Annotated in this window: 24 protein-coding genes; 12 read left to right on the forward strand and 12 right to left on the reverse strand. The window is 69.6% G+C overall.

The genetic code is table 11. From position 1 onward, the window contains the following. Window positions 1–339 precede the first annotated feature (339 nt). Genes ACYVOK_RS19230 through ACYVOK_RS19240 form a run of 3 tightly spaced genes read right to left on the reverse strand, consistent with a single transcriptional unit; the run spans window position 340 to window position 1,618 of the window. Complete coding sequence (locus ACYVOK_RS19230) at window positions 340–573, reverse strand: hypothetical protein (protein ID WP_460663838.1); 234 nt, start codon at window positions 571–573, stop codon at window positions 340–342. Between the two features lie 53 nt (window positions 574–626). Then, window positions 627–1,100, reverse strand: a complete 474-nt coding sequence (locus ACYVOK_RS19235; protein WP_460663839.1) for an SAV_6107 family HEPN domain-containing protein — start codon at window positions 1,098–1,100, stop codon at window positions 627–629. Next, window positions 1,097–1,618, reverse strand: coding sequence for a DUF6504 family protein (locus ACYVOK_RS19240; protein WP_460663840.1), 522 nt, complete (start codon window positions 1,616–1,618; stop codon window positions 1,097–1,099). The genes ACYVOK_RS19235 and ACYVOK_RS19240 overlap by 4 nt, the downstream gene beginning before the upstream one ends. A 385-nt stretch (window positions 1,619–2,003) precedes the next feature. On the opposite strand from ACYVOK_RS19240, the gene ACYVOK_RS19245 reads away from it, so the two are divergent. Both ACYVOK_RS19245 and ACYVOK_RS19250 read left to right on the forward strand, forming a co-directional pair. Beyond that, window positions 2,004–2,591, forward strand: a complete 588-nt coding sequence (locus tag ACYVOK_RS19245; RefSeq protein WP_460663841.1) for a DM13 domain-containing protein — start codon at window positions 2,004–2,006, stop codon at window positions 2,589–2,591. Window positions 2,592–2,613: 22 nt separating this feature from the next. Continuing rightward, complete coding sequence (locus ACYVOK_RS19250) at window positions 2,614–3,084, forward strand: YbaK/EbsC family protein (RefSeq protein ID WP_460663842.1); 471 nt, start codon at window positions 2,614–2,616, stop codon at window positions 3,082–3,084. Between the two features lie 57 nt (window positions 3,085–3,141). Here the strand turns inward: ACYVOK_RS19250 and ACYVOK_RS19255 are convergent, their stop codons facing one another. Next, window positions 3,142–5,061 carry an N-acetylmuramoyl-L-alanine amidase gene (locus ACYVOK_RS19255; RefSeq protein WP_460663843.1) on the reverse strand — a complete coding sequence of 640 codons (1,920 nt, stop codon included), beginning with the start codon at window positions 5,059–5,061 and terminating at the stop codon, window positions 3,142–3,144. 172 nt (window positions 5,062–5,233) lie between these two features. Here ACYVOK_RS19255 and ACYVOK_RS19260 point away from each other — a divergent pair, with 172 nt between their 5' ends. The 3 genes from ACYVOK_RS19260 to ACYVOK_RS19270 all read left to right on the forward strand — a co-directional run bounded on the left by ACYVOK_RS19260 (window position 5,234) and on the right by ACYVOK_RS19270 (window position 9,443). Next, window positions 5,234–5,839 carry a DUF4126 domain-containing protein gene (locus tag ACYVOK_RS19260; RefSeq protein WP_460663844.1) on the forward strand — a complete coding sequence of 202 codons (606 nt, stop codon included), beginning with the start codon at window positions 5,234–5,236 and terminating at the stop codon, window positions 5,837–5,839. Then, window positions 5,839–7,146: a phytoene desaturase family protein gene (locus tag ACYVOK_RS19265; protein WP_460663845.1), complete on the forward strand. Its 1,308-nt coding sequence runs from the start codon at window positions 5,839–5,841 to the stop codon at window positions 7,144–7,146. Before ACYVOK_RS19260 ends, ACYVOK_RS19265 begins: the two co-directional genes overlap by 1 nt. Before the next feature lie 92 nt (window positions 7,147–7,238). Then, the gene (locus ACYVOK_RS19270) at window positions 7,239–9,443 is read left to right on the forward strand and encodes a HelD family protein (RefSeq protein ID WP_460663846.1); all 2,205 of its coding nucleotides are present in this window, start codon (window positions 7,239–7,241) and stop codon (window positions 9,441–9,443) included. On the opposite strand, the gene ACYVOK_RS19275 is transcribed toward ACYVOK_RS19270, so the two are convergent. Both ACYVOK_RS19275 and metF read right to left on the reverse strand, forming a co-directional pair. After that, complete coding sequence (locus tag ACYVOK_RS19275) at window positions 9,440–9,970, reverse strand: SixA phosphatase family protein (protein ID WP_460663847.1); 531 nt, start codon at window positions 9,968–9,970, stop codon at window positions 9,440–9,442. The two genes, ACYVOK_RS19270 and ACYVOK_RS19275, sit on opposite strands and share 4 nt — an antisense overlap. Before the next feature lie 28 nt (window positions 9,971–9,998). Continuing rightward, complete coding sequence (gene metF, locus ACYVOK_RS19280) at window positions 9,999–10,916, reverse strand: methylenetetrahydrofolate reductase [NAD(P)H] (protein WP_460663848.1); 918 nt, start codon at window positions 10,914–10,916, stop codon at window positions 9,999–10,001. Window positions 10,917–10,973: 57 nt separating this feature from the next. Between metF and ACYVOK_RS19285 the strand changes: the two genes are divergently transcribed. After that, the gene (locus ACYVOK_RS19285; RefSeq protein WP_460663849.1) at window positions 10,974–12,044 is read left to right on the forward strand and encodes a polyprenyl synthetase family protein; all 1,071 of its coding nucleotides are present in this window, start codon (window positions 10,974–10,976) and stop codon (window positions 12,042–12,044) included. A gap of 162 nt (window positions 12,045–12,206) precedes the next feature. Here the strand turns inward: ACYVOK_RS19285 and ACYVOK_RS19290 are convergent, their stop codons facing one another. Further along, window positions 12,207–12,626, reverse strand: coding sequence for a helix-turn-helix domain-containing protein (locus tag ACYVOK_RS19290; RefSeq protein WP_460663850.1), 420 nt, complete (start codon window positions 12,624–12,626; stop codon window positions 12,207–12,209). 101 nt (window positions 12,627–12,727) lie between these two features. On the opposite strand from ACYVOK_RS19290, the gene ACYVOK_RS19295 reads away from it, so the two are divergent. After that, a complete protein-coding gene (locus tag ACYVOK_RS19295; RefSeq protein ID WP_460663851.1) occupies window positions 12,728–13,078 on the forward strand; it encodes a DUF4180 domain-containing protein in 351 nt (116 codons plus the stop codon). A gap of 9 nt (window positions 13,079–13,087) precedes the next feature. Here the strand turns inward: ACYVOK_RS19295 and ACYVOK_RS19300 are convergent, their stop codons facing one another. From ACYVOK_RS19300 to thiE, 3 genes are read right to left on the reverse strand one after another with little or no spacing between them, the layout of a single operon-like run. Beyond that, window positions 13,088–13,522, reverse strand: coding sequence for a barstar family protein (locus ACYVOK_RS19300; protein ID WP_460663852.1), 435 nt, complete (start codon window positions 13,520–13,522; stop codon window positions 13,088–13,090). Then, window positions 13,519–13,947 (reverse strand): guanyl-specific ribonuclease, encoded by a 429-nt coding sequence (locus ACYVOK_RS19305; RefSeq protein WP_460663853.1) that lies wholly within the window; start codon window positions 13,945–13,947, stop codon window positions 13,519–13,521. The genes ACYVOK_RS19300 and ACYVOK_RS19305 overlap by 4 nt, the downstream gene beginning before the upstream one ends. Further along, window positions 13,944–14,591: a thiamine phosphate synthase gene (gene thiE / locus ACYVOK_RS19310; RefSeq protein ID WP_460663854.1), complete on the reverse strand. Its 648-nt coding sequence runs from the start codon at window positions 14,589–14,591 to the stop codon at window positions 13,944–13,946. The genes ACYVOK_RS19305 and thiE overlap by 4 nt, the downstream gene beginning before the upstream one ends. Before the next feature lie 42 nt (window positions 14,592–14,633). Here thiE and thiO point away from each other — a divergent pair, with 42 nt between their 5' ends. From thiO to ACYVOK_RS19335, 5 genes are all read left to right on the forward strand, one after another. Then, a complete protein-coding gene (thiO, locus tag ACYVOK_RS19315; RefSeq protein ID WP_460663855.1) occupies window positions 14,634–15,806 on the forward strand; it encodes a glycine oxidase ThiO in 1,173 nt (390 codons plus the stop codon). Between the two features lie 167 nt (window positions 15,807–15,973). Continuing rightward, window positions 15,974–16,933 carry a lytic transglycosylase domain-containing protein gene (locus ACYVOK_RS19320; RefSeq protein WP_460663856.1) on the forward strand — a complete coding sequence of 320 codons (960 nt, stop codon included), beginning with the start codon at window positions 15,974–15,976 and terminating at the stop codon, window positions 16,931–16,933. A gap of 94 nt (window positions 16,934–17,027) precedes the next feature. Beyond that, the gene (gene pknB, locus ACYVOK_RS19325; protein ID WP_460663857.1) at window positions 17,028–18,974 is read left to right on the forward strand and encodes a Stk1 family PASTA domain-containing Ser/Thr kinase; all 1,947 of its coding nucleotides are present in this window, start codon (window positions 17,028–17,030) and stop codon (window positions 18,972–18,974) included. A gap of 34 nt (window positions 18,975–19,008) precedes the next feature. Continuing rightward, a complete protein-coding gene (locus tag ACYVOK_RS19330) occupies window positions 19,009–19,899 on the forward strand; it encodes a DMT family transporter (protein ID WP_460663858.1) in 891 nt (296 codons plus the stop codon). A gap of 8 nt (window positions 19,900–19,907) precedes the next feature. Beyond that, window positions 19,908–21,107: a glycoside hydrolase family 15 protein gene (locus tag ACYVOK_RS19335; RefSeq protein ID WP_460663859.1), complete on the forward strand. Its 1,200-nt coding sequence runs from the start codon at window positions 19,908–19,910 to the stop codon at window positions 21,105–21,107. On the opposite strand, the gene ACYVOK_RS19340 is transcribed toward ACYVOK_RS19335, so the two are convergent. Both ACYVOK_RS19340 and ACYVOK_RS19345 read right to left on the reverse strand, forming a co-directional pair. Continuing rightward, entirely contained in the window at window positions 21,104–22,171 is a 1,068-nt protein-coding gene (locus ACYVOK_RS19340) for a glycoside hydrolase family 172 protein (RefSeq protein ID WP_460663860.1), read from the reverse strand. The genes ACYVOK_RS19335 and ACYVOK_RS19340 overlap by 4 nt on opposite strands. A 90-nt stretch (window positions 22,172–22,261) precedes the next feature. Continuing rightward, the gene (locus ACYVOK_RS19345; RefSeq protein ID WP_460663861.1) at window positions 22,262–22,786 is read right to left on the reverse strand and encodes a hypothetical protein; all 525 of its coding nucleotides are present in this window, start codon (window positions 22,784–22,786) and stop codon (window positions 22,262–22,264) included. Between the last annotated feature and the right edge of the window lie 47 nt (window positions 22,787–22,833).

Raw genomic sequence — 22,833 nt, forward strand, 5'->3', positions numbered from 1 at the left:
TGCCCGGCGGGGCCGGGGGCCGTACAGGCGACCGAGCCCGCAGGCCGACACGGCCAAGGCGGCCGACGCGCTCCAGCGGAGCCCGGACACGCGGGCCAGGCCGGAGGCCAACATGGTCGGCGTGACCGGCGTGCTCAGGCGCAGCCGGCAGTCGCCCCGGCCCGACGGCCGACGTGGTCGGCGTGACCGACATGCTCTCGTGGGGGCTTGGGGTTCGCACGGGCGGCGGAGCTCGGAGGCCGGCGTGCTCTGGGTGAGGCCGGGGGGTTGCACGGGCAGCCGAGCTCGGAGGCCACGTGGTCGGCGTGGAGCGTGGAGGGCGGGTGGTGGGTGGAGGACTTAGCCGGGTTGGTAGGTGTCGGGGTCTATGAGGGTCACCGGTTCGAAGGCGGCGCCGTTGCAGCGGTCGCAGGTGGTGTCGTTCCAGGTGCCGCCGCCGGCGCACTTGCTGCACAGGCCGTCGTGCCAGGAGTCACCTTCGATGGACTGGTGCGGGCTTGGGTAGTGGGTGTCGGGCAGGTAGCACTCGACGCCGGTGACGGCATGGACGCGACCGCACAGATCCTTACCCACGCCTCTGCGTAGCTCGCTCAAACGTCACTTCTCCGAGTCGACAGCCGCTGACCTCAGCTGGCTTGCATCCAGGTTTGGGTGAGAACGGACTGGGGGTCCGTGGTGGCGGTCAGGCCGGGTGAGCTCGAGAGGCGCAGGCTGGACTCGACCAGGTCGTAGAAGGTTTCCACGGCGCGGACGAGGTCGTCGGCCTCGCGGGTGGTGACGGCGCGCTCGAGACCCGCTTCGGCGGCGGCACGCTGGGAGGCACCGGCGGCGAAGAAGGTGGCCCACTCGCCGAACTCGGGCGCGACCTCGGCGAGCAGCACCCAGGCGTTGCGCTGGACCCGGCGGCGGGCGCCGGAGCGGACCGGGCGAGCGCGGACGGCGAGCACCGCGGCCGCGACCCGAAGCGCCGCGACGTGGGCACTCGAGTAGCGGAGCAGGTGGTCGTTCGTCTCCCCCGCCTCGGCCAGTGCGGTCCGGGCGCGAGCAAGCTCGCGGCTGGCCGCGCCGGCGGCTGCCGGGGACACCGGTGAAACAGTCATCGGTCCGTCACCCTTTCCAGTTGCCAGCGGCCGGAGTCGGGGTCGTGCGCGAGGTCGAAGAGCTCGCGCCGGCCGTGCCGGCCGCACCCCGCCTCCACTCGGTAGACCGAACGCCGCGGCCCCCAGTCGGCATCCAGTACGCCGACCGCGGCCGGGCTTCCAGAGATGCCCGCGGCGGCGTGATCGGGAGTAGCGCTCCCGGCGGGAGCGAGGGCGGTGGTGCTCCCGCCGGGAGCCTGCGCGGCAGCACGGTCCGGGCGAGATCGGGGGCTCGCCGGAGCTGCCGCGCCGTTCGGGTGGGCACCGCTGTGCGTCCGCAGCGCGCCGGGGCGGCCGTCGTACGTCGCGCCCAGGCCGGCGCCGATGATGCCGCGCTCCCACCAGGCGGCGGTCTCGGTCCAGTGGGCCTGGACGGAGCAGACGCGCCAGAGCCGGCCGCGCCAGAGGAACTGCTCAGGGGTCTCGACGCCGTCCACGACATCCGAGCGCACTTCGACGGCCTCGTCGAATTCCCACATGTTCCATCGCCTCCTGTGTACGAGCCACTTGCCTCGATCGAGGACCAGTCCCTGATCGACGGCCGGGTCCGAGGCCCGGCGGGCGGGCGCGAGGTGGGGGTCGAGGACCACCTCGGCGCCCGGCCCACCGGGACCACCGGTTTCCGATGCGGCCGCAACTCCGCACCGGAGCCGTCCAGCTGTCCGGATCACCTGCGGCCGGTCTCCCGACGAGACCGGGCCGGAGGTAATCGAACATCTGTTCGAACACGAACAGCGTATCGCCGCGCGTCGGCAAACGTCAACGGGCCGTAAGCCCGGCGCGCCCCCGCGGGCCCGGTCCGCCGTCCACACTGAGAGGCAGGTACGCCGGAACGGACCGGCAGAGCGCACCAGAGAGGCCGAGATGCCGAAGCACAGGACCCGGACAGCACTGATCGCCGCGGCGGCGGTGGCCGTGGTGGTCACCGCGGTCGCGTTACCGCTGTTCCAGCCGTGGCGGATCTTCACCGACAGGGTCGTCGACGAAGCGCTGCCCGGCGCCGTTCCGATCTCCACACAGCCATCGTCGGCGACGCCACCGACAGTTTCCGCGGCGACGCCGCCGCCCCCGGCGAAGAGCCCGGCCGGAGAGACCCGGCCGGTCACCCTGCTGACCGGCAAGCTGATCACGCACGAACACGAGACGACCGGCACGGTCGCCGTACTCAGGCTTCCCGACGGCTCCCGGATCCTGCGCCTGGAGAACCTCGACACCTCCGACGGCCCCGACCTCAAGGTCTGGCTCAGTGACGCCAAGGTGGTTCCCGGCCGTCCGGGCTGGCACGTGTTCGACGACGGCGAGTACCACAACCTGGGCGACCTGAAGGGCAACCACGGCAACCAGAACTACGCCATCCCCCAGAACCTGAAGCTGGACGCGTTCCGCAGCGTCACGATCTGGTGCGACCGTTTCAACGTCTCCTTCGGAGCAGCCGAGCTCAAATCCGCGTGACAGGCCGCCTAAGCTGCCGAAGGTGAGCAACCATCCCAACGTGCAACGGGTGGCCGACGCGCTGCAGGCGGCCGGGGCCACCGGTGAGATCGTGATCCTGGACGAGGCGGTCCCGACGGCGGCGGCTGCGGCGGCCGAACTGGGCTGCGAGGTCGGCGCGATCGCGAACAGTCTGATCTTCGACGGCGACGGCGCCCCGGTGCTGATCCTGACGTCCGGCGCGCACCGGGTCGACACCGCCAAGGTCGCGGCCGAGCTCGGCATCACCAAGCTGCGCCGCGCCACCCCGGAGTTCGTCAAGGAGCACACCGGTCAGTCGATCGGCGGTGTCGCCCCGGTCGGGCACCCGCATCCGGTCGCGACGTACGTCGACACCGCCCTGGAGCAGTACGACGTCGTGTGGGCGGCGGCCGGCATCCCGCACTCGGTCTTCCCGACGACGTACGGCGAACTCCTCGAACTGACCAGCGGCACCCCGATCACCGTCAACTAGCAGAACGACGAAGCCCGCCCGGCACCAAGGCCGGACGGGCTTCGTCAACCAAATGACCTAGACCGCAGGCTTCAGGTCCACATCGGCGGCGCGGACGTACGCCATCCGGTGGCCGAACCAGATCTGGTAGTAGCGGTCGTTGCCGAGCACCTGGACGTGGTCGGTCGGCGGCTCACCGGCGAACGTCACCGCGCGGTAGTAGTCCGTCTCGATGGACGGGTCACCGACCGGGTAGGCCTGACCCGCGAGGATCGAGTACTGCAGCGGCGTGACGGGCTGGTACGGGATGCCCGCCGGGTACGCCGACTGCTCGGGGTAGGCCCGGCCGTAGACCGGAACCGAGGCCTTGCCCGCCTTCGGCTTGACCACGAGGCCCGGCTTGGCGAAAGCGTCCGGAGCCGAGTCAGGACTCTTGAACCAGGCCAGTGCGCCCAGGTACCAGACGGCGACCCAGTCACCCTGCCGCTGGGCCACGACGTACTTCGAACCCGCAGCAGCCCGCGCACCGATGTCCGAGACCTGCGTGGTGCTGGCAGAGCCGTCAGGGCGCAGTCCGATGTCCTTGACCAGCGGAGCCGCGTCGTCCGGCGCCTGACGCAGGTAGACGAAGTTGGTGCCCTGCGGCGTGCAGGTGGTGCCGGCACCGCTGCAGTTGGTCAGCACCTGCACGTTGTCGTCGAAGCCGGGCTTGATGGTGACGATCGAGCCTTCCTTGACCGGGAACACGGACTTGCCCCAGATCGGCGCACCCAGCAGGTCGAAGTAGTGCTCCCAGTCCCAGTAGGGTCCCGGGTCCCAGTGCATGCCGCGCACGGTCGTGGGCAGGGTGCCGGGAATCTGGTCGTGGCCGATGATGTGCGCTCGGTCCAGCGGGATGTTGTGCTTGGCGGCGAGGTAGCGCACCAGCTTGGCCGAGTTGCGGTACATCGACTCCGTGTACCAGGTGGCGCCCTGGGCTGCGATTCCTTCGTGCTCGATGCCGATGCTGTGCATGTTCACGTACCAGTTGCCGGCGTGCCAGGCGACGTCCTTGGCCTTCACGTGCTGCCAGGTGTAGCCGTCGGAAGAGCGCATCGTGTACTGCCAGCTCACGTACGTCGGGTCCTGCACCAGCCGCAGCGTGCCCTGCCAGCTCGTCTCGGTGTCGTGGACGATGATGTAGTCGATCTTGCCGGTCTTGGGCCGGTTCGCCAGGTCGTGGTTGCCGTAGTCGCCACCACCCAGGTCCTGGTACGGCGCCGGCAGCCACTCACACCCGAGGGACGGCGGGCACTCGACGTCCGAGTTGCCGGCCGAAGCCCCAGCCGGCAACGAGAGCTTGTTCACCTGGGACTTGTCCGGTGCGACGGCAACCGCGGGCATCACGACCTGCTGCCCGGTATTCGTCGTACGGGCCGCACCGCGCGCCATGATCGCGTAGACGTCGTCCGCGAAGGCCGACGCCAGCGCACGGTCGGATGCGCCCGCGTACGACGCCACAGCGCCGTACCACTGGGCCGGCGAGGTGTCGGCACCCACGGGAAGACCGAGAGAACGTTGGTACGACGCCAGCACGGCGGCACCGCCCTCGATGTTCGCGGCGGTGTCATTGCGCAGGGCAACCGGGTCGAGCCCGGTCAGCTCGGACGCCTTGTACAGAGTCCGCAGGGAGTCGGCCTTGCCCACCTTCCGCTTGCCGGACAGGTCGACGACCGTGGCCGGATCGACAGCCGTGAGGTGCATCGGGCCGTACCCGCCGTCGGCGCTGGACGCACCCCGGTGGTCGTCCCAGCGGGTCTCGGCGTACGACACCGCCAGCAGCACGGACTCCGGTACGCCGTACTTCGCGGCGGCAGCGCTGAAGGCGGCAGCAGCCGTTGCGGACGGCCCGGGGGTCGACGCAGCAGCAGGTGGACCGCCAGAGGACGACACGCCGGTCACCGTGATGGCCAGCGTTACCGCAGCGAATGCGGCGAGAATCTTCGGACGACGACGCATGTTGTTCTCCTGAACCGACGGCGGGGATGCCGGTCACACAGACTGGCAGCCTGATCACTGTGAGTCGAGGCGACCCGGAAGTCAACGGTTAACCAAAGTTCGTCACAGATGGTTCGATACTGACAGCGTGGTCGTCGCACGGGGTGCGACTGAGGGTTACGGAGCAGGGCTGATGGAAGCGTTGCCGTTGGCGTTCACGACGGGTTGGGCAAGTGGTGTCAATGCCTATGCCTGCGTGCTGATTCTCGGCCTGCTCGGCCGGTTCGCCGGGGCGGACGACGTACCCACGGCTCTGACGAGCAACGGCGTGCTGATCGCGGCGGGTGTGCTGTTCGCGTTCGAGTTCGTCGCGGACAAGATTCCGTACGTCGACTCGGCCTGGGACGCGATCTCGACGGTGATCCGGCCGACGGTCGGCGCGGTCATCGCCGCGCTGCTGTCCGGCGAGGCAGGGACGCTGGAGCAGGCTCTGGTCGCCACCACCGGCGGGCTGGTCGCGCTGCTGTCGCATGCGGTGAAGGCGAGTCTGCGGCTCGCGATCAACACCTCCCCCGAGCCGGTCACCAACATCGCCGCGTCGTCCGGTGAGGACGTGGCCGTCGCCGGTGTGGTCTCGCTGGCCGCGTTCCATCCCGAGATCGCGCTCGTCATCGCCGGCGTCCTGCTGCTGCTCGGGCTGATCGGGGTGTACCTCGCCTTCCGGTTCGTCAAGCGAGGTTACGCCAGGTTCAAAGCCTGGCGAGAGAAACGCGGCAATCCCGCGCCGGGGACGATCTGATGGCCCGCGTCATCGTCATCGGAGCCGGACTGGCCGGTCTCGCCAGTGCCGTCCGGTTGGCCAAGCTCGGGCATCAGGTGACCATCTGCGAGCGGGACGAACGTCTCGGTGGCGTCCTGGGCCGCATCGAGGCAGACGGGTTCCGCTGGGACGCGGGAGCGGCCAGTACGACGCTCCCGGCCGCATTGCGCGACTTGTTCCGCAAGAGTGGCCGTCCGATCGAGAGCCTGGTCCAGCTGGATCCGGTGACCGAGCCACGGCGGCACATGTTCGCTGACGGCTCCGTCCTCGACCTGCCGATCGCAGACCGCGGTGAGCAGCTCCAGGCCTGGACAGACCTGGCCGGCGAGAAGGTGGCGCAGCAGTGGACCGCACTTGTCGACAACTACGGCGAGACGTGGCAGGTACTGCGGAAGACGTCGCTGGAGCCGCCTGTCAAGGACAAGCTCCCACTGAGCGCGGTCAGGGCCCTCAAGCCGTGGCAGTCGCTGGAGCGGGTCGCACAGCGCCAGCTGGATGACGACAGGGCACGTGCGGTACTCCGGCTCTACGCAGCACAAAGTGGTTCGGACGCGAAGCTCACACCCGGGTACGTCGGTGTGTGGTCGTATCTGGAACGCACCTTCGGCCGCTGGACGATAGAAGGCGGTTTCGGCGCGCTCGCTGACGCCTTGGCGCAACGGGCGAACGAGCGGAAGGTCGATGTACGGACAGGAGCCGAGGTCGTGGCAGTCACCACGTCACAAGGCGCTGTGACCGGCGTACGGCTGGCCGATGGATCCGAGCTACCGGCGGACATCGTGGTGAGCGACATCGACCCGCGTGAGCTCTACGGGCAGCTCGTCGACGACCCGGCGGCCAAGAAGGTGCGCAAGCGGGTGGAGTCGACACACCAGGCACAGGCGGCGTACGTCGTACACCTCGGGTTGCGGGAGCCACAGCCGAGCCTGCCGTTCGAGACTGTGTTGCACGGTACGCCGACCGTCGTCATACGAACCGGTGGACAGGCACCGGCCGGGCACCAGGCGTGGTCAGTGCTGGTCCACGGCTACCCGACGGACGACGTACTCGACCTCCTGGTGGCTCGTGGATTGCACGTCCGGGACAAGGTGGTGTCGCGCCACACGTCACCGTCCTGGTGGGCCGGTGTGGCCTGGGAGGGGTACCGGACGGCCCGCCGGCGGGCGGCGAACATCTCGCCGGTCAAGGGCCTGTACTGCGTCGGTGCGGGCGCCCACCCGGGCTCCGGCGTACCGGCCACCACCTTGGGCGCGGCGATCGTCGCCGACGCGGTCGGGAAGGCCTGAGACCGGGTACGGATCGGGAACCCGGCGCACGTAGGATTGATTGTTCATGTGTTCCATGTCGGGGTAGCTGCCCGGCAGTAGAGAGGACCTCGGTGGATCAATCCCCCACGTCGGCCGATCGCGAGAACGTCGAGCACGCCGAGCTGGCGGCTGAGCAGCAACACGTCGACCGGGTGTACGAGCGGGTCGCGGAGGCGGCCCGGTCAGCGTCCCGGATCGCGGTCGAAGGGCACCAACGCGGGCAGGCGCAGAACGTCGGCCGGGTCCGTGAGGAGGAGCAGACCGGGCTGTACGAGCGGGACGTGCTGGTGTTCGCGGCGGCCCGGCGGATCGCCGAGCTGGACGCCGAGCACGAGGGTCTCGTCTTCGGCCGGCTCGACTCCGACCGCGGCGACGACCAGCCGGCCGCGGAGACCGCGGCCGACCTCGAGAAGCTGTACATCGGCCGGATCGGGGTCCGCGACGCGGAGTACGAGCCGCTGGTGATCGACTGGCGCGCCCCGGCCGCCGAGCCGTTCTACCGCGCCACCTCGACCGGGCGGCTGAAGGTCGTCCGGCGCCGCGTACTGCGCAACAAGGGCGCGCGGATCATCGGGCTCGAGGACGACCTGCTGGCCCCGGAGCGGGCGCCCGAGGACCTGCCGGTGATGGGCGAGGGCGCACTGATGGCGTCCCTGTCGCGGGCCCGCGGCCACACCATGCGGGACATCGTCGCCACCATCCAGGCCGAGCAGGACAAGGCGATCCGGGCCCCTGCCCGCGGTGTCACCGTCATCGGTGGTGGTCCTGGTACGGGTAAGACCGTGGTCGCCCTGCACCGTGCGGCGTACCTGCTGTACAGCGACCGCAGGCGGTTCGAGCGTGGCGGCGTACTGGTCGTCGGACCGTCCGCCGCGTTCATGGCCTACATCGAGCGAGTGCTGCCCAGCCTGGGTGAGAACACCGTGTCGCTGCGAGCTGTGGGCGAGATGGTGGACGGCATCAAGGCCACTGCGGTCGACGAGGCCGATGTGGCCGCGATCAAGGGCTCTCTGCGCATGCGCAACGTACTGTCGCGTGCTGCCCGTGATCGCGTCCCCAACGCCCCCACGACGCTGCGCGTCTTCATCGGCGGCGCCACGATCGAGCTGGACGCCAACCAGTTGGACAACGTACGGCGGAACGCATTGCGCCGGACACCACGCAACAGAGCGGCCGCTGAGGCACGCAAGGGTCTGGTCGCCGCGCTGTGGACGCGGTTCCCCGATGACCTGCGCAACGGGGTGTACGGCGACCGCGAGGCCTTCGGCGACCAGGTCACCGAAACCCCTGCGTTCAGGACGTTCTTCAGCCAGTGGTGGCCGGTGCTGACGCCAGAGACCGTACTGCGCTGGCTCGGTGACCCACGGCGGTTGCAGAGGTGGGCCCGCAACGACCTGACGCCGGCAGAGATCGACACGCTCGCGGCAGCGATCCGCAACACGGCTGAGTTCACCATTGCCGACGTCGCCCTGCTGGACGAGCTGAGCACGCTGCTCGGCCGCGCACCGGTCGCTGAGACGAAGGACGAGGAGTTCGACTGGCTGGAGGGTCTGTCGGACGGCGTCAACGAGGTGCTCACCACGTCCGAGCGTCAGGCCCGGGCTGTGGCCGCAAGGGAAGCCGAGGAGGCGGAGGAGTACGCGCACGTCCTGGTGGACGAGGCACAGGACCTCTCCCCCATGCAATGGCGGATGGTGACCCGGCGTGGTCCGCAGGCCAGCTGGACGATCGTCGGAGACCCGGCGCAGAGCTCGTGGCCGGACCCGGAGGAGGCTCGCGCGGCGATGGACTCGATGTTGTCGCACCTGCAGCGGCACACGTTCCGGCTGTCGACGAACTACCGGAACTCGGCCGAGATCTACGCGTTCGCGGGAGACGTGATCCGGCAGTCCCTGCCCGATGCGGACCTGCCGGACGCGGTCCGCCGTACCGGCGTGGAGCCCGAGCACCGGATCGTTGACAACGGCAAGGTTGCCGAGACCGCCGGGGATGCGGCGGTCGAGCTGCTGCAGCTGGTCGAGGGCACAGTGGGTGTGATCGTGCCGCCGAAGCTCCGCCCGGCCGTCGACCCGGTGCTCGCCGAGATCGGTGACCCGCGCGTCGTCGCGGTGAGCCCGCTGGAGTCGAAGGGCCTCGAGTACGACGCGGTGGTCGTCGTCGAGCCGGACCGGATCGTCGCCGACACGCTGGGCGGCGTACGAGCCCTGTACGTCGTGCTGACCCGGGCGACTCAGCGACTCGTCACCGTCAACAGCACCACCGACTGGCTGCCTTAGCCGCGAGGTACGACGTACGAGACGAGGTCGGCGTCGTCGGCCGCGAGGTCGGACCAGCGGCAGGTGAGATGCAGCACGGCCAGACCGGAGGTCGGGTACTTCTGCGTGAGCTCGACGCGTTCGGGGCTGGTGCCGTCGAGGGCGAGTTCGTCGGCCAGCCACGGTACGCCGGGGGCGTGGCCGACCAGGATGACCGTGCGGGCCTCGGTCGGCACCTCGTGGATGACGTCGAGGAGTTCGTCCGTGTCGGCGTTGTAGATGCGGCGGTCGTACCAGACGTCGGTCGCGGTAGCACCGGCCTCGGCGGCGTACTGCCAGGTCTCGCGGGTGCGCTGCGACGGCGAGCACAGGACCAGGTCGGCCTCGATGCCTTGGGCAACCAGATAGCGGCCGGCCGCGCGTGCGTCGGCCCGGCCGCGGTCGGCCAGCGGGCGCTCCAGGTCCGGCATCGACTCGGGCGGGACCGCCTTGGCGTGCCGGAGCAGGACGAGGGTGCGATCGATCAGCAGGTCCGACGGGTCAGCCATCCGCACAGGATACGGCTGGAGACCTGGTTCAGGACACGACGGACGAGCGGAGGTTGAGGAGCACCTGGCGGGTGGCCGTCGAGCGGTTGAGCGTGATGAAGTGGATGCCCGGCGCGCCGCCCGCCAGCAGCCGCTCGCACAGCTCGGTCGCGATCTCGATGCCGACCTCGCGAACCGCCGCCGGCTCGTCCTCCACCGCCAGCAGCCGGTCGGTGACCGACGTCGGCAGCGCCATCCCGGTCAGCTCCGCCATCCGCTGGATCTGCTTGATGTTGGTGACCGGCATGATGCCCGGCAGCACCGGGATCTCGCAGCCCAGCGCGGCCGCGCGGTCGACCAGCCGGAAGTAGTCGTCGGCGCCGAAGAACATCTGGGTGATCGCGTAGTCCGCGCCGGCGTCCGCCTTCGCGGCGAGCACCCGGGCGTCGGCCTCCAGCGACTCCGCCTCCGGGTGCTTGTCCGGGAACGCCGCCACCCCGACGCAGAAGTCGCCGAGCGACCGGATCAGCTCGACCAGCTCGATCGCGTGGTTCAGGCCCTCCGGGTGCGCGACCCAGGGCTGGTTCGGGCCGCCCGGCGGGTCACCGCGCAGCGCGAGCATGTTGCGGACGCCGGACCCGGCGTACGCACCGATCACCGACCGCAGCTCGTCCCGCGAGTGGGCCACGCAGGTGAGGTGGCCGAGCGGGGTCAGCGAGGTGTCCTGCGCGACCCGCTCGGTGACCCGGATCGTGCCGTCCCGGGTGGTCCCGCCGGCGCCGTACGTGATCGAGACGAAAGTCGGTCGCAGCTGCTCGATCTCGCGGATCGACCGCCACAGCACCTCCTCGGCCTCCGGGGTCTTCGGCGGGAAGAACTCGAACGAGAAGGAACGGTCACCGGTCGCCAGCAGCTCACGGATCGTCGGCGTGCCGCCGGGGAGCCTCGAGGGAAGACCGTTCGCCATGGCGACAGGTTACCCGCGGTGTCCACTGTCGTGCCGCCACCGACTACGCTCCGAGACGTGTATGGCGATGTGGACATCCCGGCCGAGATCCAGCGTGCGCTGACCGGTTTCCTCGACCTGCAGCAGCAACGGCTGGAGGCGATCGGGCCGGAGCTGGCCGAGCAGGTCCAGGCCGCCCGGGACGCGACCAGCGGCGGCAAGCGGCTGCGGCCGTCCTTCTGCTACTGGGGTTTCCGGGCCGCGGGCGGTGACCCGGCGCAGCCGATCCTGACCGCCGCAGCCAGCCTGGAGATGCTGCACGTCAGCGCGCTGGTGCACGACGACGTGATGGACTCCTCCGACGTACGGCGGGGTGCGCCGGCCGCTCATCGCCGCTTCGAGGCCCTGCAGCGAGCCCGGTCGGAGCAGTCCGGGGTGGGTGGCGACCCGGTCGGCTTCGGGATCGGCGCGGCCATCCTGCTGGGCGACCTGTGCCTGATCTGGGCGGACGAGATGCTGCACACGTCCGGCTTCGACGCGACCGCGCTGGCGCGGGCCTCGAGGTTCTTCGACGCCGTCCGGGTCGAGGTGACGGCCGGTCAGTACCTCGACCTGGTCGCACAGGCGAGCGGGGTGTCCGACATGGAGCAGGCGCTGAGGGTGCTGCGGTACAAGTCGGCGACGTACACGGTCGAACGGCCGCTGCACATCGGCGCGGCGCTGGCCGGTGGGGATCGCCGGTTGATCGAGGCCTTGTCGGCGTACGGACTGCCGGTCGGTGAGGCGTTCCAGTTGCGCGACGACCTGCTTGGAGTGTTCGGCGACCCGGCGCTGACCGGGAAGCCTGCCGGTGACGACCTGCGTGAGGGCAAGCGGACCGTGCTGATCGCCTACGCGGTCGACCACGCCTCGGAGGTCCAGTTGACCGAGTTCGACCGGCTGTTCGGCCGGCCGGACCTGGACGACGACGAGATCCAGTTGCTGCGCGAGATCCTGCAGGACTCACGCGCAGTCCAGGCCTGCGAGGACCTGATCACCGAGCGGACCGAGGACGCTCTCGACGCCCTCGACCGCGCTCCCCTGGCCGACGACGCCGCCCGCAAAGCCCTGGCCGACCTCGCCATCGCCGCCACCTCCCGCCAGCTCTGACCCATCGCCTCCGGCCACCTTCGACCCCTCCGAGATGTCGGGGTCATCCCCCGACGTTGCCCCTTCTTCCGCTTGATACAGGCGGAGAAGGGCACACTCGAGGGGATATCCGCTGAAATACCCGCGGGCGCGGGCGCGGCGGGCGGGCGCAGGCGGGCGGGCTCAGGGCGTGGTCATCAGGTTGATCAGGCGGAGCAGCTCGGCGGTGGGGGCCAGGTCGCCGATGATGATGATCTTGAGTACGGCGCGGTCCTCGTCGTAGACGGTTTCGGCGCGGAGCCGGCCGATACCGCTCTGATTGAGCGATCCCATCACGTGCGTGCTGATCCGGTCGGCGCCGGTGCGGTCGATCGCGTCGATGTGCACGATGCTCGACGCCTCCACGTGCCGGGTCTGCTCGTCCACCTCCAGCGCGGCGGCGCTGGTGCCGGTGAACGCCTCGAGGTCCTCGCGGGCGATCCGGTACTGCTTCCCGATCCGGACGGCCTTGAGCCGGCCGTCGCGCACGTAGTTCCGGATCGTCCGGACGTGCAACCCGAGCCGGCTGGCGACCTGCTCGACCGAATACAGCTCCTGGGGCATCCGCATCCTTCGTCGTCGTGAGCCTCTAGATTACGGCAGGTTCCTTAGAATTCCCTATACTTAGCCGAATAGAGCTGTTTACGGTAACTCAAGGAGTGCACATGGTGGAGGAGCTTGGCGGCGTACGGGTGTTCGTGAGCGACGCCCGGGTGGCCGACGACCGGGACGCCGTCCAGCTCATCGCGGAGGCGCACTACGAGCATCAGGCCGAATGGGTGGCGTTGACGGCCGCAGGGCTGGGCGACGAGTTCTTCGAGTTGCGGACCGGTCACGCCGGGGCGATCACCCAGAAGTTCGTGAACTACCGGATGGGGCTGGCCGTGGTCGGCGACATCTCGGACAGGCTGGCCGCGAGCAAGCCGCTGCGCGACTGGGTCCGGGAGAGCAATCGCGGCCGCACACTGTGGTTCGTGGACGAACTCTCCGAGCTGGCCGAGCGGTTCCGGGGGTGAGTGCCGGCCTCACAACACCGGAAGCGACGCGATCAGGTCAGGAGTCGGCTCCGGCTCGTCTTCCTGGATCAGGACCCTGAGCTGACCGCACGCGGTGGTGTCCTCGGCGAAGATCTGCAGCGCCACGTCGACGGTGTCGTGGTCGTGCTCGAGCAGGTGGTGGAGCCCGGACCAGAGGACGATCTCGGGTTCGCCGGTGGACCGGTCGCTCAGCGAGTCAGCGAGGGCGTCCCAGTTGCGCCCGAACCAGCGCGGCAGGTCGAAGGCGGTCGCACAGAGATCGAGGAAGCCGCTCTTGTCGTGGATCTCGCTGGTGTCGAGCAGGACGAAACCCCAGCCGGCTTCGATGACGTCACGGCGTACCTGGTCCGCGCCGGCGGCGGACGGCCAGCGGTAGACGCCGGGTCGCAGGCCCTCGGTCAGCAGCGTGCCCAGGTCAGTCATCCGTCGGTCCCCCCGTCCGCCGCGATCCGGCGGAACGACTTGTAATGATCGTCGGTGTAATAACGTTCGCCGCCCTCCCCGGTCACGATCCGCCGGGCGCCCCGATCGCTCTCGCCCGGTGTCTTCACGGTGTACTCGCGGTAGTACCCGCGCTCCTTCGTCGGCAGGATCTTCTCGAAGTTCCCGAACACCACGCCGTCCCGGCTGTACGGGAACGGCCCACCCTGGTCGATCAGTTTCAGCGTGTCCCGGGCCTCGGCCGGCAGGTCCGCCACCGCGACCACCGTCAGGCCGCTCTCCGGGTCCGTGCTGCTGGCCGCCGGCTTGGTGGCGGCGCACCCGAAGAGCGAGGCCGCGAGCGTGATCACCAGCATCGCGATCACCACCACGGCGACGATCCGGGCCGCCTTCGGGTTGTTGATCACCCGGCACCCCGCAACCGCCGGCTGAACTCCGCGGCCGCCGCGGCCGGGTCGTCCGCCTCGGTGATCGCCCGTACGACGACCACGCGGGTCGCCCCGGCCTCGATGACCTCGTCGAGCCGGTCGAGGTCGATCCCGCCGATGGCGAACCACGGCTTCGGCTGCTGACGGGTGGCGGCGTACGAGACCAGCTCCAGACCGGCGGCCTGACGGCCCGGCTTGGTCGGGGTCTCCCAGGTGGGGCCGACGCAGAAGTAGTCGGAACCCTGCTCGGCGACTGCCGCGTTCACCTGGCTGAACGTGTGCGTGGAGCGGCCGATGATCGGCTCCGGCCCGGTGATCGCGCGTGCGGCGTGCACAGGCAGGTCGCGCTGCCCCAGGTGCAGTACGTCGGCTCCCGCGGCGAAGGCGATGTCCGCACGGTCGTTGACCGCCAGCAGCTTGCCGTGCCGCCTGCAGGCGTCCGCGAACACCTCCAGCGCGGCCAGTTCGTCAGCCGCCTCCATGTCCTTCTGGCGCAACTGCACGATGTCCACGCCACCGCCGAGCGCGGCGTCCAGGAACTGTTCGAGGTCGCCCTGCTTCTCCCGCGCGTCGGTGCACAGGTACAGCCGGGCGTCGTGGAGTCGGTCGGTGTGCTCAGTCACACCGCCAAGCCTGCCATGTTCGGCCGGACGTAGGGTTGTGGCATGCCTGAACCGATTGCCGCGCTGCCGCGCGGCGGGTCATGGGGCCTCACATCCGATGTGGTCGTGGTCGGGGCCGGGCTGATCGGTCTCGCCACCGCATGGCGGCTGGCCGCAGACGGTATCCAGGTGACGGTATGTGACCCGACACCCGGCATCCAGACGTCGAATGTCGCCGCCGGCATGCTCGCCCCGGTCACCGAGGTCGAGTACGGCGAGGACGACCTGCTCGCGCTCAACCTGGCCAGCGTGGCGGCCTGGCCGTCGTTCGCAGCGGAGCTGGAGAGCACCACAGGTCTGTCAGCCGGCCTGCACCAGACCGGGACACTGTCGGTCGCGTACGACGTCGATGACGCGGCAGCGCTCCGGAGACTGGCGGACTACCAGCGACGGCTCGGCCTGGAAGTCGAGGAGCTGTCCGGTCGCGACGCCCGCAAACGCGAACCGATGCTGGCTGCCGGCGTCTCCGGTGGCGTCTGGGTCCCTGGCGATCACTCGGTCGACAACAGGCAGGCAGTAGCCGCACTCCTCCGCGCTGTCGAGGTTTCCGGCGTCACCCTGGTCCGCCGGCGCGTGGCGCGAGTCATCACAGCAGGTACGACGGCTGTCGGCGTACAACTCGACAACGGCGACACAGTGCGCGCCGGGCATGTCATTGCCGCGACCGGGCCATGGTCCGGACAGCTGGACGGCGTACCGCAGGAACTGCGTCCGCCGGTGCGGCCGGTGAAGGGCGAGGTACTGCGGCTGCGTGTGCCTGAGGCTTACCGGCCCGCGCTCAACCACACGGTCCGGGCAACTGCGCGAGGCTTCTCCGTCTACCTCGTCCCGCGGCCGGGTGGAGAGCTCGTGGTCGGTGCGACCAGCACTGAGCTGGGCTATGACACGCGGGTGCTTGCGGGCGGTGTGTTCTCGTTACTGCGGGACGCGCGGACGGTTCTGCCGATCACGGACGAGCTGGAACTGGTCGAGGCGATCGCCGGCCTCCGACCGGCCACACCGGACAACGCTCCCGTCGTCGGACCGTCCGGCCTCGACGGGTTGCTCTGGGCAACGGGCCACTACCGCAACGGCGTCCTGCTCACTCCCGTCACGGCGCAGATCATCGCCGACACGGTGCGCACCGGCGACGTACCGGAGCTGGGAAAGCCGTTCTTGCGCAGCAGGTTCGACTGACGCCTCGGTTGCCTGCAGCAAGCATCAGCTTGTGAATCACACGCATGTAGTTCAGTCTTGAATTGTAAACATTGGATCACAGGCGTAACAAGCACCCCATTCGCCCCTGTTGTCACATCCGTATCAGCACGTACGGTCAAGTGACGAATACACGGGGAGATGGAACTATGCGGAACGTCGTACGCGTCCTGACCGGCATCGCCGTACCGGTGCTGACAGCGGCCCTGATCACCGCCGGCTCACCGGGCTTCGGCTCGTACAAGGTGAAGAACGGCGACACCCTCAGCCACATCGCGAGCAGGTACGGCACCACGGTGAAGACTCTGGTCGCGCTGAACAAGCTGCCCGGCAACGGCAACGCGATCTACGCCGGTGAGGTGCTCAAGGTCCCTGGCAAGGCCTCCAGCACCACGGCACACCCACCGCGGCGCTCACAGCTCGGGCGGGTGACGTACGTGGTGAAGCGGGGTGACACCGTCTCCACGATCGCCAAGCGCTTCAAGTGCTCCCAGGCGAACCTGCTGGCCGCCAACGGCCTGTCCGCGAGCGACCGCATCTACGCCGGCAAGCCGCTGCAGATCCCGGTGAAGATCCGCCCGAAGGCCAAGGCCCCGGCCAAGTCCAAGAAGAACAACACCTTCGCCGGCCGCACCTACCCCGATCACGTGGTCGCCAAGGCCGACCGCAACCGCGCGATCCTGAAGAGCCGCAAGCTGCCCACCCGGGCCCATATGCGCACGCTCATCGTGAAGACCTCCCAGCGGTACGGCGTCGACCCGGAGCTGGCCCTCGCGATCGGCTGGCAGGAGTCGGGCTGGAAGCAGCGCGTCGTCTCCCCCGCCAACGCGATCGGCGCGATGCAGGTCATCCCGTCGACCGGCCGGTTCGCCTCCTCCATCGTGGGGCGGGAGCTGGACCTGCTCCGGCCCCAGGACAACGTCACCGCCGGAGTCGTGCTGCTGGACCGGCTGACCGGCGCCGCGCGGCTCGACATCGCCATCGCGGGGTACTACCAGGGCCTGGGCGGGGTGAAGCGTAACGGGATGTACGCGGACACGAAGCTGTACGTGAAGAACGTGCTCCGGATCAAGGCGCAGCTGGAGCGTGGCTGGGACCCGTTACGGTGAGCTAGGGCCCACTGCGGTGCGCCTGGCGCGGTCGCGCTGAGCCCTTATCTACACTCTCTGAGCAGGACGGCTTCGAGAGGCGGCTCACCGCAAAGTGACGGACGACGTGGACACGCAGGTCAGCGACCGCCTCGTCGGGCGAGTGCTCGACGGACGGTACCGTGTGGGCACGCGCGTCGCCAAGGGCGGAATGGCCACCGTCTACCAGGCCCTCGACATGCGGCTGGACCGGGTGGTCGCGCTCAAGGTGATGCACGACGGGCTCGCTGACGACGCCCAGTTCGCCCGCCGGTTCGTGGCCGAGGCCCGGGCCGCGGCGCGGCTCTCGCACCCGAACGTGGTCGCCGTCTTCGACCAGGGTGAAGACGACGGCACGCTGTTCCTGGCGATGGAGTACGTGCCGGGCCGCACGCTGCGGGACGTGATCCGGGAGCAGGCTCCACTCTCCCCCGCCCGGGCACTCGACCTGCTGGCACCGATCCTGTCCGCGCTCTCCGCGGCCCACGACGCGGGCATCGTCCACCGCGACATCAAGCCGGAGAACGTGCTGATCGCCGACAACGGCGTGGTGAAGGTCGCGGACTTCGGTCTGGCCCGCGCGGTCAGTGCGACCGGAAACACGGCGACCCAGGGGCTCCTGATGGGCACGGTGTCCTATCTCGCGCCTGAGCTCGTCACGGACGGCAGTGCGGACGCCCGGTCGGACGTGTACTCCGCCGGCATCCTGCTGTACGAGATGCTCACCGGCAACAAGCCTCACTCCGGAGACACCCCGATCCAGGTCGCGTACGCGCATGTGCACGCCGATGTCCCCGCGCCGTCGTTGGAGCAGCCGAGCATCCCGCCGTACGTCGACGCACTCGTGCAGCGCGCGACGGCGCGTGACAGGGACCTGCGTCCCGCCGACGCGCGGGTGCTGAGCCGACAGGTACGGCGGGTGCGCAGTGCGCTCGAGGAAGGCCTGCCGGACGATCCGGACCTCACCGGCGACCTGACGATCCCGATCCAGCAGATCCGCCAGGACAGCGAGTACGACGACGGCTACACGCGTGGCGACCACGATGAGGACGGCCACGTGCTGCGGCACGACACGATCGTCGTACCGGTGGAAAACGGACGGCCCACGGGCGCGCCGAAGGTGAAAGCACCTGCGCAACGCCGTGGCCGCGGACTGATCGCACTGATCGTCATCCTGGCTGCCGCGATCGGCATCGGTACGGCGGCCTGGTATTACGGCATCCACCGCTACACCGCCACGCCGAGCCTGGTGAACATGGCTCCGGCAGCCGCTGCGGCCGAGGCCGAGAAGTGGGGCCTGCGGACCACCCTGGCGAACCAGGACTTCTCCGAGGACGTGCCGACGGGTCACGTCATGGCGACCGACCCGCCGGCCGGCGAACGGATCCGCAAGAACGGTGAGATCGGACTGACCGTCTCCAAGGGCCCGGAGCGCTACCGGGTGCCGCAACTCGCCGGGCTCGATCTGGACGCCGCGAAGCGGGCGCTGGGCCCGATCAAGCTCATCACCGGGCAGATCAACGAGCAGTACAGCGAGACCGTCCCGTCCGGACGGGTGATCGCGTTCAGCCCGAAGTTCGACACGGTGGTGAAACCCGGGACGGCCGTCAACCTCGCGGTCAGCAAGGGCAGGAAGCCGATCACGGTCCCGGACACGACCGGGAAGTCGTACCGCGACGCGAGCAAGGAACTGCGCAAACTCGGCTTCGTCGTCACCCGCACCCTCCAGTACGACGAGAAAGTCGCCGAGGGCAAGGTGATCAGCCAGACCCCCAACAGCGGCACGCTGTTCGCCAAGGACAAGGTGCAACTGGTGGTGTCGAAGGGCCCGCCGCTCGTCGAGGTCCCGAACGTCAAGCGCAAGAGCCTCGGCGACGCCCAGCGCATCCTGACCGAGGCCGGGTTCACCGTGAAGGTCGAGAAGGCGCCGTTCAACCTCGGGCTGAACATCGTCGCGGCGCAGAACCCGGGCGCCGGCAAGTTGGCCAGGCCGGGCAGCCAGGTCGTCGTCACCGTGCTCTGAGCCGTTTTGCCCCGGCTGGTCGGCGTCTGATGTGATGTCCGGCGTGAATCACCCGCGTCTCGCCGTCCTGGCCCTGCTCGCGGTCGCGGCGGCGTGGGGATCCACGTTCTTCCTGACCAAGGACCTGCTCACCAGGATGGACGTGGCCGACTACCTGGCGTTGCGGTTCCTGATCGCGTCGGTCGCGCTGATCCTGGTCCACCCGCCGGCGCTCGCCCGGCTGAGCCGCCTCGACCGCGGCCGCGCCGTCGCCCTCGGCATCACCTACGGCATCGCCCAACTGGTCCAGACCGAGGGCCTGCGGCACACCTCGGCCAGCGTCTCCGGTTTCGTCACCGGCATGTACGTCGTCTTCACCCCGCTGCTGGCCGCGGTCATCCTGCGCCACAAGATCGGCCGGTGGGCCTGGGTGGCGGTGTTCCTCGCCACGATCGGTCTCGGAGTGCTGTCACTGCGCGGGTTCAGCATGGGCACCGGGGAACTGCTCACCCTCGCCTCGGCCGGCCTGTACGCGCTGCACATCATCGGTCTCGGCGCCTGGTCCACACCGTCGAACGCGTTCGGCCTGTCCACCCTGCAGATGATCGTGATCACCTGCGTCTGTGCGATCGGCGCGCTACCCGGCGGCTTCGCCGTACCGAGCACCGGCGGTGACTGGGTCAGCGTGTTCTACATGGCCCTGGTCGCGGGCGCGCTGGCGCTGATCGTCCAGACCTGGGCGCAGGCGCACCTGACCCCGACCCGGGCGGCGATCGCGATGACGATGGAGCCGGTGTTCGCGTCCTCGTTCGCAGTGATCTTCGGGTCCGAAAGCGTGACCTGGCGGATGCTGGTGGGTGGAGCCCTGGTGCTGTCCGCGATGTACCTGGTCGAACTCGCACCGCGGCGCAAGTTCGAGGCCGAAGTGCAGCACCTGGCCCAGTAGGAGGATCAATGCGGGACGACAGCGCTCGGCGGGTCCGGTGGTTCCCGGCCGTCGTCATCGTCGTCCTGCTGGCCTTCCTCGCGGGCGGTACGGCGAGCAACCTCACGCGCAACCCTCAGCCCCGACTGGTCGCCGAGGGCATCCCCGGCCGAAAGGTGCCGCCGGCAACCTTCGACGGCCCGTACGGCGAACTGGTCCGGCACGCGGTCGCCGACCTCGACGCGCTCACCCTCGCCAACGGCGCGACCCTGGCCGGCTGGGACGGCCCGTGGCGGTTCGTCTGGCCGCGCGACGCGTCGTTCGTCGCAGCGGCGTACTGCTCGATCGGCAGGACCGCCGAGGCCGGCCGGGTCCTGGATTTCCTCGACAGCATCAAACCCTCCAGTGGTCGCTGGGAAGCCCGCTACTCCGCCGACGGTGAAGCGATCCGGGACGGCCGCGAGCAACAACTCGACGGATCCGGATGGGTGCTGTGGGCAACGTGGTTCTGCCAGGCGGGCAGCAGGTACTGGGAGCTGGTTCGCCGGTCCGCGGACCAGATCGTGGCCGAACTCGGGCCGGACGGCCTGCCCGGACCGTCACCGGACTACTGGGAACGCCCGGAAGACGAGCTCACTCTCGGCACGGTCGCCCCACTGCTGACGGGTCTTCGCGCCGCGGTAGGCATCGCCACCGAGCTGCGTCATCCGGACGAGGCCGCCCGCTGGAACACGGCGCTGGCCGAGTTGCTCGAAGCAACGGACCGGCACTTCGGGCCCGACTACCCACGAACCCGCGCACGAGCGGTCAGCTTCCTGGAACCCGGGCTCGAGCCGATCGGTCTGGGTGGAGGCGCCGACGCGATCGTGACCGTGCTCGGACCGCCGTTCGCGCCGGCTCGGCCGGTGGTCGACCAGGCGATCGACAATGCGCTCGCCGTACTCACCCAACCGAACGGCGGGGTGACCCCCGGCGAGGCCTGGCGTGCGGACGGAGTTGCGTGGACGCCGCAGACCGCGTTGTTCGCCTTGAGCGCGGCCGCCCGTGGTGATCGCTCGACGGCCGGTGAACTGCTGATGTGGCTGGATCACTACCGCACCAGCACCGGAGCACTGCCGGAGAAGGTGAATCGCGACCTGCAGCCGGCCGGCGAGGCGCCGCTGGGCTGGACCTCAGCCCTGGTCATCCTCGCCGCCGCAGCTCTCGACAAACCCTTGCCGATCCCCTAGCAGATCTCCATCACGTCGTGGGTCGGGGCTTCCGGTCGCGTCGTACTGGTCTTGACCGAATAGAAGAACGCGGTCGACGCGATGTCGTCCTGCAGGGGCAGGTAGCGGCCGCCGGACCGCCAGCCGAGCGCCTGGACGTCGACCCGCAGTTTCTCCCGGAACCGGATCGGATCGGGCAGGTGGAAGCGATACATGCCGAACCGCTGCTGGCTCGCGTACAGCCCGTCCGGCCGGATCACCTGCGGCATCCCGAGGTACGGCGTACTGAACTCCGTGTACCCGCCGAGGTGCGGCACGTCGAAGTTCCACGCACCGCCGAAGTAGTCCTCGGTCCCGGTACCGCAGATCGTCGGGAACTCGTCGTCGCCGAGGTAGAACTTCACCTCGCCCTCACCCCACCAGCCGCTGCTGTTCACTCCCCAGGCGATGTAGGTGCCGACGTAGTGTCCAGGGCCCTCCACACCGTCCAGGAGCGTGTGGACGGTCTTGGCCGGGAGCGGGTTGCTCCGCCGCCACTGCGCGTGCAGGTACGCCGACTCCTCCGGTACGGCGCCCAGCCAGTAGTCGACCTGGAAGTACACGACCACCGGCTCGTCGCGGGTGTTCTCCAGCGTCAGCTCGGCCTGTGACTGGAACGGCATCTCCCAGTAGCTGTTGAAGCCGCCGTTCGGGTTCACGGCCACCGGCAACGAGTTCACCTGGGCGAACTTGCCCCAGCCCGAGCAGAAGAAGTCGCCGACCGGCGTCTCGATCGCCGGTGCCTCGTCGCCGTCCCAGTGCGCGCGCAGCACCAGCCGGCGCCAGTGGTCGACGTGCGTGGTGAGCCAGATGTGCGTGATGCACCCCGGCCCGGCGATGTCCGCCAGCGTTGCGGTCTCCCCCGCCCCGATCTCGATCGACGGCGAGACCTTCCAGCCCTGGCCGAGGTCGCGGGCCGCGTGCGCGCCGGTGCCCTCGGTCCGGCGGCCGCCCTGGCCGGGCTCACCGGTGGGGTTCTCCGCACTGATGGAGCGCGTCTCGACATCGACGACCGCGCTGATTCCGGACAGCTTCCCAAGAGTCATACCCGCGACCTTAGGCCGCTCCCAGGTCTCCAAGAAATCGATTGCCCATCAACTGGACCAGCGGGCGGAACCTTGTCCGAACGGTGAGGGTCAGCAGGGGCGGACCTTGGCCTGGGTTCCGGTGAAGGTGATGCAGGCCCAGGGGCGGCCTTGGGTGGGGTCGGGGCGGACGATGACCGGGAAGGTGTCGGCGCCGCGGACCTCCGGGGCCCGCTCGGTCTTCGGTGAGCCGACGGCGCCGCCACGCGCCTCGGCGGCCGCCTTCACGTCCTCGACCGTGACGACGCTGCGGGCCTGCTTCGTCGCGGAGTTCTCGGCGTCGGTCGCGACCGCCAGGGCGAAGTCGATCTCCGGCGGCGTGGCCCACGTGGTCTGGGTGACCGGGAAGACGAGCCCGAACATCAGCAGCCCGACCGCGGTGACGATCTGGCGGATCCGGCGGGTCTGGTCGGTGAGCAGCAGCGCGGCGCAGCAGAGCGCCAGGAACAGCGTCACGCCACGCAGGATCCAGTGCCGATCGAGCCGGTTGTCGACCGCCAGGGCCGCTCCGAGCGCGATCACGACGCAGACGACGGCGGCGGCGACTGCCCTGAGCCGCGGAGACAGCGATTGCATGGCGCAGACGATAGACGTTCGGCCGTTCGTCGCAGCGCAGGGGCCGC

Source organism: Kribbella swartbergensis, assembly GCF_054784135.1.

Bases quoted from the DNA above. Each gene is read 5' to 3' on its own strand.
- metF (WP_460663848.1), bottom strand. From the start codon at position 10,916: ATGGCGAACGGTCTTCCCTCGAGGCTCCCCGGCGGCACGCCGACGATC.
- ACYVOK_RS19295 (WP_460663851.1), top strand. From the start codon at position 12,728: ATGGTGGAGGAGCTTGGCGGCGTACGGGTGTTCGTGAGCGACGCCCGG.
- ACYVOK_RS19300 (WP_460663852.1), bottom strand. From the start codon at position 13,522: ATGACTGACCTGGGCACGCTGCTGACCGAGGGCCTGCGACCCGGCGTC.
- ACYVOK_RS19335 (WP_460663859.1), top strand. From the start codon at position 19,908: ATGCGGGACGACAGCGCTCGGCGGGTCCGGTGGTTCCCGGCCGTCGTC.
- ACYVOK_RS19275 (WP_460663847.1), bottom strand. From the start codon at position 9,970: ATGGCTGACCCGTCGGACCTGCTGATCGATCGCACCCTCGTCCTGCTC.
- ACYVOK_RS19260 (WP_460663844.1), top strand. From the start codon at position 5,234: ATGGAAGCGTTGCCGTTGGCGTTCACGACGGGTTGGGCAAGTGGTGTC.
- ACYVOK_RS19240 (WP_460663840.1), bottom strand. From the start codon at position 1,618: ATGTGGGAATTCGACGAGGCCGTCGAAGTGCGCTCGGATGTCGTGGAC.
- ACYVOK_RS19290 (WP_460663850.1), bottom strand. From the start codon at position 12,626: ATGCCCCAGGAGCTGTATTCGGTCGAGCAGGTCGCCAGCCGGCTCGGG.
- ACYVOK_RS19340 (WP_460663860.1), bottom strand. From the start codon at position 22,171: ATGACTCTTGGGAAGCTGTCCGGAATCAGCGCGGTCGTCGATGTCGAG.
- ACYVOK_RS19345 (WP_460663861.1), bottom strand. From the start codon at position 22,786: ATGCAATCGCTGTCTCCGCGGCTCAGGGCAGTCGCCGCCGCCGTCGTC.
- thiO (WP_460663855.1), top strand. From the start codon at position 14,634: ATGCCTGAACCGATTGCCGCGCTGCCGCGCGGCGGGTCATGGGGCCTC.
- ACYVOK_RS19245 (WP_460663841.1), top strand. From the start codon at position 2,004: ATGCCGAAGCACAGGACCCGGACAGCACTGATCGCCGCGGCGGCGGTG.
- ACYVOK_RS19255 (WP_460663843.1), bottom strand. From the start codon at position 5,061: ATGCGTCGTCGTCCGAAGATTCTCGCCGCATTCGCTGCGGTAACGCTG.
- ACYVOK_RS19235 (WP_460663839.1), bottom strand. From the start codon at position 1,100: ATGACTGTTTCACCGGTGTCCCCGGCAGCCGCCGGCGCGGCCAGCCGC.
- ACYVOK_RS19265 (WP_460663845.1), top strand. From the start codon at position 5,839: ATGGCCCGCGTCATCGTCATCGGAGCCGGACTGGCCGGTCTCGCCAGT.
- ACYVOK_RS19320 (WP_460663856.1), top strand. From the start codon at position 15,974: ATGCGGAACGTCGTACGCGTCCTGACCGGCATCGCCGTACCGGTGCTG.
- ACYVOK_RS19330 (WP_460663858.1), top strand. From the start codon at position 19,009: ATGTCCGGCGTGAATCACCCGCGTCTCGCCGTCCTGGCCCTGCTCGCG.